This window comes from Lysinibacillus sp. NPDC094403 (assembly GCF_050278745.1).
Lineage (GTDB): Bacteria > Bacillota > Bacilli > Bacillales_A > Planococcaceae > Lysinibacillus.
This window is the reverse complement of sequence record NZ_JBNNTL010000006.1, coordinates 132,621-144,963: the sequence shown is the minus strand read 5'-3', so window position 1 is coordinate 144,963 and position 12,343 is coordinate 132,621. Positions and strand designations below refer to the sequence as shown.

The window sequence follows — 12,343 nt, the reverse complement described above, 5'->3', positions numbered from 1 at the left end:
TACATAGAAAAATATAGTTAGAAGGAATGAAAATAATGATTCTTACTGAATATGCGATTGAAAGAGAATTTGTTAATAAATTTATTCAATTCACTTTTGATAATCCACTTGTAATTAATGGGATAGAGATGAGACTTTTTATATGGGGGCATGAGATTTTGCTTCCAGATGGAAAAGGTAATTATAATTCAGGAATTCTTGATTTAATAGGAACGGATGAAAGAGGAGAAGTATGGTTAATAGAGGCAAAGCTAAACAGCAACAAAGAATGGAATTCGAACATTTGGGAAAATCAGCTAGGATTATATGCAAAGTCATTACGAAAAAGGACGGAGCAAGAAATAGTATTAGGGGCTAGAAGATATATAGTAAAGGAAAGTGCAGGAACATTATTCCCGTCATTTATTTTTGAAGGTACCAATAGTCTGTCAGAGGCATTTTGTCAATGGGCTACATCTTTAAAAAAGGATAATAAGGAAGGACTTACACTTTATGAAACAACTATGCGGAAAATAATGAATGGGGAAATTATACAGTGTGTATTATCGAATGAACCAGGTCAGGGAATTTGGGAGAATCGACCTAAAGGTGACTCTACTGCAAGAGCCTATATAACTTTTCAAAAAATGATTGCAGATGTAGTGTTGGAACAGAATAAAGTAGTATCTACAAGTTTTGAAGAGGGACATTGGAGCCATGGAACATGGATTTCCTTTATACAGAAGAAAAATGAAGTAAAGCCTACTCCAGATAAAATCCCTCTACTACTTGCTGATGGTGTCATCCCCACATATGAACGGATACTTTCCTTTATATTGGAGATTGGATGGAATGGGAAATATGTTGCAAACCAAAAAGCATTTCGATTTGATTTACAAACTGTCTATGGAGTGCCTTTACGGATTCATATTGGCTGGATCGATGCAGATGGACAGCAGGATATTCAATATAGAACACCTTATCAATTTGGTTTGAAATTTAATATTGATTTTCGGCATTTTAAAAGACATGTAGATACGGAAATTTGGGAAACAGGTTATAAGCTTGCCAAAGAACTTGCGGAAAAGGCACATTACAATATTAGAGGAGGAGAATTTTCAATTTTTGATCCATATTGGACTGCTGAGAAAGTAAAAGATTTAAGATGGGATGGAGAAATGTATAGGTTTATCTCACAAAGAAACAGAGATTATATTGGGCTTGAGGAAGAGCAGCATGATCTGAATGGGGTATTTCTATTTTTGAGAAAAGTAATCAAACATTGAAATAGGGTGAAGCTTACAGCACTATTAAAAGTAGTACAAACCAAGACCATGGTTTGTGCTACTTTTTTTATAGTAGATGTGAAGTTAGCTGGCAGGGCTCCCCCTCCCAGCTAAACAAATTCTATTCTTCTCATAAAAATTATCTGTAATCAATTGACTGGAGGTAAGAAAGTACCCAGTCGGAACGGAGAGCAACCCCGCGTACGGTTAAAAGGAAATTTTTTCTAAGTTTATGTTTATTAATTCACATACTATTACCAAAATATTGTTGTTTTTTTGTCAACATTTTTCAGATAAATAGGCAACATTTGTCAACACAAATAATAAGATATAAAAAAATAAGGGGTGTGGTTGAGTGAATTGGTTAATGATTATTGCTTTTACTTTTTCATCCAGTATCGATAATTTGGGTGTAGGACTTTCTTATGGGATTCGGAAGATAAATGTTAGATTTGATAAAAATATATTAATCTCGTTCATTTGTTTTCTAATGAGTATGGGAGGCATTTCATTTGGTGTTTGGCTCTCTAAAATTCTTCCAGGTATGCTTCCTGTGATTATTGGAGCGTTATTATTATTTATCATCGGAATTCGGATTATTCTTTTGGCTAAACCGCGGAAACAAGAGACCTCAATAGTGGATAGTAACAATGAAATGCAGTCCAATAATGTTCAAGATATTTTAAGAAATCCTGAGGAAGCACATTTCAATAAGTCTGGAGAAATTGGATGGGGAGAAGCTGTACTTCTCGGCATAGCCTTATCGGCGAATGCACTTACGAATGGGGTAGGTGCAGGTTTACTCGGTCTTTCACCGTTTGTCATCTCGTTAACTGCTGCAATTGGGAGTTTTATTACTGTTTGGTTAGGGGTTAAGTTAGGAAGTAAAGTAGCGGATGTTCGAATCGGTTCATTCACTTTAGGGCAATTTGGAACAATTATTAGTGGAGTAATTTTATTAATAGTCGCTGTTGCAGCTTTCTTTTAACTTCTTTCTGACCTCTATAGGTGGTGAGATGAATGAGAGTTTTAAGTTATTTTTTAGTGTGTGACCAACATCGTGATGACCTTAAGCCTCCGGACGATTATGTTGTTGACAAAATGTCAATGGATTAATATACTTTTTGAGAATGATAATTTCATTATTTCATTTTAGACAACGGCGTTAAGTCACGTTAGTCACTGTAAGAAGGGAGAATCGAAATTGGCTGAACAGAGAAACAGTAATACTCTTGGTTTATTGCTGAGACGGTTATTGAAAGAACGTTCATTATCTATGCGGAAGTTTAGTGAACAAACTGGAATCGATACAGCTACGATCTCACGAATAATAAATGATAAGAGAAAAGCGACACCACAACATTTAGAAAAATTTGCTGACTGTCTTGAAGTTCCTTTAATCAATCTTTTTGAAGCAGCAGGATATCCAATTGAACAGAGACAAGAAGAGTCAGAAACAGATTCAGATATCCATACTTCTGTTGACGCAATACAAGCTTTTCTTAAGTCTTCAAATGTTTACGATGATGAATTTTCGGTGGCAAATGTTGAACAGAAATTAGAAAGCTATGGACTCTATGCGCAAACAGAAGAAGGTAAAAATTCGATACTTGAGGATTTTGATGAAAAAATTAAGAGTGTAGGAAGCATAGGCCCGTTTATATGCAAGTTAAAAGAGTTGTATGAGAAATTCGCATCTGAGAAAGGGACACTTTTTGAACTAACCTTAATCGGAAGTACATTATTATATTTTATTATTCCAGTAGATGTTATACCGGATTATCTATTTCCCATTGGTTATTTAGATGATGCAATAGCTGTACAACTAACTACAAAGTCATTACTAAAAAAATAACTTAGACTTAAGTGATAGGTGGATATATTTATGAGAAGAAGCAAAAAGAGCCGTAAATGGCTAAGAAATTTGTTCTTAGCATTCGCATTAGTACTCGTAGCAGGGATTATTTATTCGGTTTATCAATACAAAAGTGGATTGGCTATGGCTGAAGATAGTCATTTAAAAGATAAAGAAAAGGCGTATGACCCATTTGAAGGTGCGGATGTACAATTTGGTCAGATTAATGTGCTATTAATGGGAAGCGATGCTAGAGACGAGGATGGTAGATCGGATACTTTAATGATTGCACATTATGATCAAGCGACTAATGACGTAAAATTGATTTCTATTATGAGAGATTCGTATGTCGACATCCCAGGTCACGGAATGAATAAAATAAATGCTGCATTTGCTTTGGGAGGTCCTGAACTTGTAAGGAAAACAATTAAGCAAAATTTTGATATTGATGTTAATTACTACGCTCTCGTGGATTTTAAAGGATTCCCTAAAATTGTTGATCTTTTAGCACCGGATGGGATTGAGGTGGATATTCCATATGAAATGTCCCATGGAATTGGTATGACATTACATCCAGGAAAACAAGTTCTACATGGTAATGAGTTATTAGGATATGTGCGATTCCGTCACGATCGTTTAAGTGATTTTGGGCGAGTAGAACGTCAGCAAGAGGTTTTGGGTAAGGTTAAAGAGCAAATCGGTGTTTCAAGCTTAATGAATATACCAAAAATACTTGGCGTTGCTGATTCCTACATCGATACAAATGTTGATAATAAAACAATCCTTACAATTGCAAAAGGGATAGTAAATGGAAAATCTAAAGGTATGGACACTTTACGAATTCCTGTTGCAGGTTCTTTTGAAGACAAACGTGAAAATGTAGGGGACGTCTTGAATATTGACTTTGATAAGAACAAACAGGCATTAGAAGAGTTTTTATCATCAAAGGACCATGAAAAAAATACGAAGACAGATGACGTTTCATCCCAGGGAACGAAGGCATCAAATTAAATAAGGGCAAAAAATTAGAGTATGTTTTGAACAGTTTTTCAAAACATACTCTTTTCTTATTTTATGGGTTCCTTTTCGAGAAAAGTGCTACATCATTCCAATCTTATATTGGAGATATTTATATATGTACTTTTAGTTCGTGAAATTTCTCATATTAACGCTAAATCACAAAAATTCTTTCATTTTTTTGTGCAAGCAAATCCACTAAACTTCCTCCAATTTCGAACCTAAGTCATGTTTTTGGTCATATAGAAATGGAAGACGGCAATTTTCAAATCTCAAATACTAAACATAATTTGACAATCTCACCTTACACAATTATACGGGGGATTGTCTTTTTTAGTATTGGAAAGTCACTTAAAATTCCAGATGCAAAGAAATCTTTTTAACACATCTATTAACTCTTCCAACAATAAAAAGCTAAGGTTTTGGGGGGAATTGAACCGGGGATGTTCAATTGTCAATTAAAAAAAATGCAATGGTTCTTACCTTGATTATGGGAGTTGCCATTTTGCTAATTCGATGATTAATGATAATGGCTGCTTACTTTTTTTATTTACAAAAAGGATTATTTAACTTTCATAAACTATGAAAACGGTTTCCACCCGAATATGATAGACAGGTACAAAACAAAGGGAGATTAAAAAATAGTACAACATGCAAGAAAGTTGGAACCGCTTTCTGCAATTAATGGAGCAATTGATAAAATAATGGATTCGTTCGTGATTATAGGAGGGGTAAAAATGCAAATTCCAATTAAGAAAACGCTTGATAAAATTCCAGGTGGAATGATGGTTGTCCCACTTTTTTTAGGGGTATTAACGAACACATTTTTTCCGGAAATTTTAAAAATAGGAAGTTTTACAACTGCATTATTCAGTAAAGAAGCATCATCAACTATTTTGGCATGTTTTATGTTTTTAATTGGTTCACAAATTAATTTCAAATTAGCACCAAAGGCAATAAAAAAAGGTGCAATATTAATAACAGGAAAATTTATAGTGGGTGCTGGAATAGGTATAACTGTAGCAATGATTTTTGGGCCTGCCGGAATACTAGGATTATCACCATTAGCAATCCTTGCAGCGTTATTAAATGCTAATGGTGGATTATATGCATCTCTTGCTTCAACGTATGGTGACGAAACTGATGTAGGCGCATATGCTGTATTTTCTTTAAAAGATGGTCCATTTTTCACATTAGTTGCATTAGGTGCATCCGGCCTTGCTACAATTCCTTTTCAAACACTTATAGGAGTATTAATTCCAATAGTAATAGGAATGATTTTAGGGAATATTGATCCTGATATGAGAAAGTTCCTTGGAAGCAGTAAATTATTATTAATCCCATTCTTCTCATTCCCATTAGGTGCAGGGATGGATCTTTCAACTATTATAAAAGCGGGAGGTCCTGGCATACTACTAGGATTAATAGCTGCATTCACTGGAATTGGAGCTTACCTACTTTTGAAGTTATTTAAAGAAAATCCTCTAGTTGGTCTAGCAACAGGATCAACTGCAGGAAATGCTGTAGCTACACCTGCTGTTGTTGCAGCTGCAGATCCAACCTTAGCTCACATAGCACCAGCAGCTACCGCACAAGTTGCAGCAGCATGTGTAATATCTGCAATACTCTGTCCGATTATTGTTAATTATGTATATAAAAGATCCGAAAAGAAAAAAGCTAAAGAATCAATTGCAAGGGCAACATGACAATAAAGTAAAAATTTACGGTTATCCCGGCCATTAAAATGAAACAAAGATAAAGCAGTCAGCGGTTTCACTGTCTGCTTTGTTTAGTTACAACAAAGGGTCATTAAGTTAAAAAAACTAATGGGATAAGGAAAATTTTATTAGCATGGTTGCTCTATTTTAAAATAGAAGGAAGGAAACACCATGAATATACCTAATAATGTTATTATAACTACAATAAAAGGAAAAGAAGTTCTCTCTAATCCTTTTTTGAATAAAGGAACAGCTTTTACGAAAGAAGAAAGAGAAGACCTTGGACTTGAAGGTCTGTTACCGCCACAAGTACTAACCCTTGATGAGCAGGTTAATAGGGTCTATGAACAATATTCGATGCGGACGACGAATCTATTCAAAAACGGGCTGCTTTTTGATTTATATAACCGCAATGTTGTCTTGTTTTATCGTCTTTTGAAAGAACACCTGGCAGAAATGCTCCCTATCATCTACACTCCTACTGTCGGTGATGCAATTCAGTCATACTCTCAAAGCTACAGACGACCAGGTGGCTTATATCTTTCTATTGAGGATCCTGAGAGCATTGAAAAGGCATTTTATAATCTAGGAAAGCAAAAAAATGGTATCGACTTAATCGTCGTTACAGACTCTGAAAGCATTCTTGGTATCGGGGACCAAGGGATAGGCGGTATTAATATTGCGATTGGTAAACTTGCCGTGTACACGGCTGCAGCTGGTATTGATCCAAGCCGTGTTCTGCCAATCGTGATGGATGTTGGCACGAACAATCAGGCTTTGATTGCAGATCCTATGTATATCGGAAACAAATTCGCACGTGTCCGAGGTCATCGTTATGATCAATTCATTGATTTATTCGTTCAGACTGCAAGAAAGTTCTTTCCAGAGGTACTCATTCACTGGGAGGACCTTGGCAACGTCAATGCGCGAAAAATCTTGGACAAATACGGTGACAAAATCCTTACCTTCAACGATGACATCCAGGGGACAGGTGCTGTTACTCTTGCTGCTATTATGTCTTCTTTGAAAGTAACAGGAGAATCCATGAAGGACCAGCGCGTTGTTGTCTTTGGACCAGGAGCTGCCGGCATTGGTATCGCAGACCAAATGGTAGATGCCATGGTTCTAGAAGGGTCTACCAGAGAAGAAGCCTGTGATCGTTTCTGGGCTGTAGACTATCGGGGTCTACTAACAGATGAAACACCAGATGTTCTTTACTTCCAGAAGCCTTATACAAAAAAGATGGATGAAGTTAAGAACTGGGATATGAATGAGGAAGGGAACATTTCATTAACGGAAGTAGTTCAAAGAGTGAAGCCAACCATCCTGATTGGTACTTCAGGACAAGCCAGCGCGTTCACTGAGGAAATTGTTAAAGAAATGGCCAAGCACGTTGAGCGTCCCATCATCTTGCCTATGTCCAACCCTACGGCACTGACTGAAGCAGTGCCAGAAAACCTAATTAAGTGGACCGATGGCAAGGCTCTAATTGCAACCGGTAGCCCGTTTGCCAATGTAGAATACAAAGGTGTTTCGTATGAAATCGGGCAGTCAAATAACGCATTTGTATTCCCAGGCCTAGGCTTGGGAGCGATTGCTGCAAAAGCTGAAGTGATCTCAAAAGGAATGTTTGCAGCAGCTGCTTCTGCGGTTGCAAGAGTGTCAGACACAAGTAAACCTGGAGCATCTATACTGCCATCTATTGAAAAGCTTCATGAAGTCTCAAAATACGTAGCCATTGAAGTAGCCCGTGCTGCAATACACGAAGGAATTGCAAGAATAGATATTCAAGATGTTGAAAAAACTATTGAAGATTCTATGTGGAAACCTGAGTATAAAGAAATTAAGAGTGTAGGTACTTGGACAAAGATTAATTCCTAAGCATATTAAATAGTTAAATAAAATGCCTGTACTCCTGGTAATTAATCGAACTTTCGGTATTCCAGGTAGTGACAGGCATTTTTGTAAAGATGGAGCAATAGTTTTACGTTGACTCCATCTTTAATTCTTTACCATACCTTGCTTACCCCAGTCATGGCGGGTGCAATTTTGAGACTGCAAAGTTCTTCCTTCGCGGTCTCTATGAATGTAATGGATAAAACTTATTCATACTATAATTAAGCAGATAACCTGGAGGAGATTATGAAAAAGGGCAGATTTAGTTTACAAGTCATCATTATTATTTTTGTATGCCTTGTCTTCGCTTTGTCACTTGGTATAACCGATTTGCTAATTAGTAAGAGAATTACCTCCAGTGTGGAAGAGACACAGAAAGAAAAGGCACTCAATATTGCAAAGATGGTTTCTGTTAGCCCGCAAGTGATTGGGTCTCTTGAGGGAGAAACAAATCCGAAAGAAGTACAAGCTTTTGCCAATCAAATAAAAGATTTAACGCATGTTAACTTCGTTGTCGTCATGGATATGAAAGGAATCCGACTTTCCCACCCGGATCCAGGTGAAGTGGGAAGGAAGTTCAGGGGAGGAGATGAAGGGCCAGTCCTTCAAGGGAAAGAGTATATATCCATCTCAAAGGGTATTCTCAGCCCCTCCATGCGGGCATTTACCCCAATAAAGAATACACAGGGAAAACAAGTCGGCGCAGTTGCTGTAGGGATTTCTTTGGAAAACGTAACGGAGGCTGTACATAAAGGTCGGATGGGCATGGTGATCGGGACATTAATCGGAATACTTATCGGGGTAACAGGTGCAGTGGGCTTGGCCAGGGTTATCAAAAAAATCCTGTTGGGACTCGAGCCGTTCGCTATTGCCAGGCTGCTTGAAGAGCGGAGTTCCATGCTCCAGTCTGTCCGTGAGGGCATTATAGCCATTGACCAAGAAGGAAAAATTACCCTTGTAAACAGGGCAGCCCGAAAGCTTTTTAAAAAAGCCGGTCTAGAAGGGAATCCAATGGGACTCAAAATAGAAGATTATTTACCTAGTAGCCGTTTAACCCATATTTTGAAGTCTGGAGGAACTGAGTTTGACCAGGAACAGGATCTGCATGGGGTTACTATTTTAGTAAACAGGGTACCGGTAGTCGTGGATAATCAGCCGGTTGGAGCAATCGCTACATTCCGTGATAAAACAGAAGTTCAGTTATTGGCCGAACAGCTCACAGGTGTACGCAATTATGCGGATGCCCTACGTGCCCATGCCCATGAATTTATGAATAAGCTGCATGTCATTCTTGGACTTGTCCGTACTGAGCAATATAATACACTTGCGAACTATGTGAGTGAAACGGTTAACCACCGGGAAACGGAAATAGGTTTTGTAACCGAGAATGTCCAAGATCCAGTTCTAGCCGGATTTTTGATTGGCAAGCAAAGCTTTGCAAGAGAATCAGGTGCATCACTATCATTTGATTGCTCCAATAAGCTTCCCAAGCCTTTGAACCAAGAAATCACCAATGACCTGATAACGATTATTGGAAATCTCGTCAATAATGCAATGGAAGCGATAGCGGACAGTCCTATCAAAAAAGTTGACTTAAAACTCGATTACGCAGAGGATATTTTAACAATCGAGGTTAAGGATACAGGGATGGGAATGACGAAAGCAATGCAAAATAAAATATTAGATAAAGGCTTCTCCACAAAAGGTGATAACCGTGGGCTCGGGCTATATCTTTTAGCTCAGGCTATTGAAAGACTAGAAGGGGACCTAATCATTTCTTCCAAGCCGGGAAAGGGAACGAATTTTGCGGTATATATACCTTATAAAGCAGAGGATGAAGAGGCATGATCAATGTAATGATTGTCGAAGACGACCCTATGGTGGCGGAAATCAATAAACGATACCTTTCAAAGATTGGTGGCTTCCGTTTGGCTGCAATAGCCAATTCAGTCGATGAGGCTATCCATTTGCTCGGAAAGGAGGAAATACAGCTTATACTTCTGGATATTTTTATGCCGGGTAGGCATGGCCTAGAGCTATTGGCGTATCTCCGGCAAAATGAACTTGAAATCGATGTAATCATTATTTCAGCTGCATCGGATCTGGAACGAATCAGGAGGGCAATAAGGTACGGCGTTGTCGATTATTTAATAAAGCCTTTTAAATTTGAAAGGTTCAACGCTGCTCTTGTCAGTTATCAGCAAAAGACCCGGCTTACAGGTAAACTGGAAGCGGTCAGCCAGCAGGAGCTCGATAATTATTTTTTGCACAGGGATGAGACTGCAATAGTTGAAGAGCTCCCAAAAGGGTTGACTAAAGATACCTTAAAGCAAGTCTGGGAAGCGGTTCAGGAATTGAAAGAAGGGCCGTTTTCCACCGAAGAAGTGGCAAATGTTGTGGGCATTTCAAGGGTCTCTGCGAGAAAGTATCTGAACTTCTTAAAGGATTTAGGAATCCTTGATGTCAAGGTTATATATGGAACCATTGGAAGGCCTGTTTACCAACATGAATATAACCAAATTAAAGAGTACTTAATAAAAACCTTTCTGTAAAAATAAGGGGAACCTATGGATGTTCTTGAAAATGTAATTCTTACAACATTAAAAGGAAAAGAGGGGAAGTGAGGAAGCCTTAGACGGTAGTGACCCCTTGATGTTAGAGTTTTTAATATGTGGCTGATTGGTTGGTTTGAGTTCGGAATTGCACGGACTTAGACTAACTAATTTTGCTTTAATTCGGTCAATTCAATACCTTCTCTAATAAAACCAGTTATTACTATTAGTAAAGCAGAGGATAGTAAGATAAAACACATAAATTCATTAAATAACCTATTAAACCTGCTGAATGTGGTTGTTTGGTTAATGAAGCATAGGTATAATCGACTCTTCTATATATACTTCCTTCATGAATTTAACGCATAAATATGGTGGGAGATAGAAAAAAGTAGCTGACGAATTCATCAGCTACCAATCTTATTATCTTATTTTTCAAGCTTCGTTAATGTTTTACCGCTCCAACCAAAGATGATCGTCAAAATTGGTCCGAGTAGACAGAAGAAAGTAAATGGTAGGTAAGTTGTTGTTGGTATATCTAGTACACTAGCAATGAACATACCACAAACACTCCATGGAACAAGAGGATTGACTACAGTACCTGCGTCCTCCATAACACGGGATAAATTTTTAGGGGCAAGTCCTACCTTCTCAAATTGTGCTTTAAATGCTTCACCAGTTAGTAGGATTGATAAATATTGCTCACCAATTAATGTGTTGACACCTATTCCTGTAATGGCAGCTCCCGTAATAACAGAGCCAGCATTTTTAAAGAAGCTTTCCACCTTCGCTAAAATACTTTGTATAATGCCGAGCGTAAATAATAGACCACCCATTGTTAATGCTAAGAGGACTAAGGCAATTGTAGATAGCATACTGTTCATACCACCACGAGACAGTAGTGCATCTACATCTTTATATCCCGTAGTAGATTTATAGCCTTCAAAAAGGATTTTAAAGACATTCGATAGTGCAATCGGTTCTTGTATGTAGGCAAGCCCAACGCCAATAATTGATACGACTGCAAGTGTGATAAGTGCAGGTGCTTTATAAAAAGTCATAATAACGAGCACAACAATTGGCAATAATGTATACCAATGAATAAGCCCAGTTGACAGTAATCCCTCTTTAAATTGCTCAACTGTTTCAAACGAAGTATTTCCACCTGTTGGCGATAAAATTGCATAAAGGACGAATGAGATCACGAAAGCTGGAATCGTTGTCCAACCCATATTTTTAATATGCTCGAAAAGATCTACACCAACCGTTCCAGATGCAAGATTTGTTGTATCCGATAGTGGAGACATTTTATCACCAAAGAAAGCTCCAGAAACAATCGCACCAGCTGTTATAGCTAAAGAGATGTCCATTGCACCAGCAATCCCCATAAAGGCAACGCCCACTGTTGCAACAGTAGTTAAAGAACTACCAACTGAAACACCAACAATACTACAAATCAAAAATACGATCGCAAAGAAAAAGTTTGGTGAAACTGTTAAAAAACCGTAGTAGATGAGCGTTGGAATGGTGCCGCCCATAATCCAGCTTGAAATTAAAATACCAATAAAGAAGAAAATAAAAACTGCCCCAAGTCCAGCACTTGCACCAGCAATCATTCCAGATTCAAGCTCACGGAAAGGAACTTTTTTAAGTAATCCATAAGCAAGTAAAAGTGAAATGACAAGAAAAATAGGTATATGGGGTGTTGCTTGTAAATACCCAATACTGTATGCCATCGTGGCAATTATTACTATTATTATAAAGCTTGCCTCAATAAATCGAGGGTTACTCTTTGCTTCAATTCGGAACATGCTAATCCTCCTAACAATTACTTCTTCGCTTCAATGCGGTGAAGCCCAAAAGTATTATAGCACGCAAATAAATTTTGTCAATTGACTGATAAATAATGTCAATGAAATCGGTACTATTCCACTTGGTGATTTTTTGAAACTGGACCTTAATGAATACTGAAATAATCCCATGCATTTTTAACAATTAATGTACAAGTCATTATGAAAATAATACGCATCATCTTTGTCC

At 37.6% G+C, this 12,343-nt stretch carries 9 protein-coding genes; 8 read left to right on the top strand and 1 reads right to left on the bottom strand.

From position 1 onward, the window contains the following. Positions 1-35: 35 nt before the first annotated feature. The 8 genes from ACQKMV_RS11980 to ACQKMV_RS11945 all read left to right on the top strand — a co-directional run bounded on the left by ACQKMV_RS11980 (position 36) and on the right by ACQKMV_RS11945 (position 10,303). Positions 36-1,265, top strand: coding sequence for a hypothetical protein (locus ACQKMV_RS11980; RefSeq protein WP_427504147.1), 1,230 nt, complete (start codon positions 36-38; stop codon positions 1,263-1,265). A 355-nt stretch (positions 1,266-1,620) separates the two neighbouring features. After that, positions 1,621-2,253: a sporulation membrane protein YtaF gene (gene ytaF / locus ACQKMV_RS11975; RefSeq protein ID WP_427504146.1), complete on the top strand. Its 633-nt coding sequence runs from the start codon at positions 1,621-1,623 to the stop codon at positions 2,251-2,253. Between the two features lie 216 nt (positions 2,254-2,469). After that, positions 2,470-3,120, top strand: a complete 651-nt coding sequence (locus ACQKMV_RS11970; RefSeq protein ID WP_427504145.1) for a DUF1232 domain-containing protein — start codon at positions 2,470-2,472, stop codon at positions 3,118-3,120. 30 nt (positions 3,121-3,150) lie between these two features. After that, positions 3,151-4,131, top strand: a complete 981-nt coding sequence (locus ACQKMV_RS11965; protein ID WP_427504144.1) for an LCP family protein — start codon at positions 3,151-3,153, stop codon at positions 4,129-4,131. Between the two features lie 743 nt (positions 4,132-4,874). Continuing rightward, positions 4,875-5,843 carry a 2-keto-3-deoxygluconate permease gene (locus ACQKMV_RS11960; RefSeq protein WP_427504143.1) on the top strand — a complete coding sequence of 323 codons (969 nt, stop codon included), beginning with the start codon at positions 4,875-4,877 and terminating at the stop codon, positions 5,841-5,843. Between the two features lie 183 nt (positions 5,844-6,026). After that, positions 6,027-7,736, top strand: a complete 1,710-nt coding sequence (locus ACQKMV_RS11955) for an NAD-dependent malic enzyme (protein WP_427504141.1) — start codon at positions 6,027-6,029, stop codon at positions 7,734-7,736. Between the two features lie 261 nt (positions 7,737-7,997). Beyond that, positions 7,998-9,599, top strand: coding sequence for a DcuS/MalK family sensor histidine kinase (gene dcuS, locus ACQKMV_RS11950; RefSeq protein WP_427504140.1), 1,602 nt, complete (start codon positions 7,998-8,000; stop codon positions 9,597-9,599). Next, positions 9,596-10,303 carry a response regulator gene (locus ACQKMV_RS11945; RefSeq protein ID WP_427504139.1) on the top strand — a complete coding sequence of 236 codons (708 nt, stop codon included), beginning with the start codon at positions 9,596-9,598 and terminating at the stop codon, positions 10,301-10,303. Before dcuS ends, ACQKMV_RS11945 begins: the two co-directional genes overlap by 4 nt. 428 nt (positions 10,304-10,731) lie before the next feature. On the opposite strand, the gene nhaC is transcribed toward ACQKMV_RS11945, so the two are convergent. Further along, positions 10,732-12,114, bottom strand: a complete 1,383-nt coding sequence (gene nhaC / locus ACQKMV_RS11940) for a Na+/H+ antiporter NhaC (protein ID WP_427504138.1) — start codon at positions 12,112-12,114, stop codon at positions 10,732-10,734. Between the last annotated feature and the right edge of the window lie 229 nt (positions 12,115-12,343).

Bases quoted from the DNA above. Each gene is read 5' to 3' on its own strand.
- ACQKMV_RS11980 (WP_427504147.1), top strand. From the start codon at position 36: ATGATTCTTACTGAATATGCGATTGAAAGAGAATTTGTTAATAAATTT.
- ACQKMV_RS11965 (WP_427504144.1), top strand. From the start codon at position 3,151: ATGAGAAGAAGCAAAAAGAGCCGTAAATGGCTAAGAAATTTGTTCTTA.
- ACQKMV_RS11960 (WP_427504143.1), top strand. From the start codon at position 4,875: ATGCAAATTCCAATTAAGAAAACGCTTGATAAAATTCCAGGTGGAATG.
- ACQKMV_RS11955 (WP_427504141.1), top strand. From the start codon at position 6,027: ATGAATATACCTAATAATGTTATTATAACTACAATAAAAGGAAAAGAA.
- dcuS (WP_427504140.1), top strand. From the start codon at position 7,998: ATGAAAAAGGGCAGATTTAGTTTACAAGTCATCATTATTATTTTTGTA.
- ACQKMV_RS11945 (WP_427504139.1), top strand. From the start codon at position 9,596: ATGATCAATGTAATGATTGTCGAAGACGACCCTATGGTGGCGGAAATC.
- nhaC (WP_427504138.1), bottom strand. From the start codon at position 12,114: ATGTTCCGAATTGAAGCAAAGAGTAACCCTCGATTTATTGAGGCAAGC.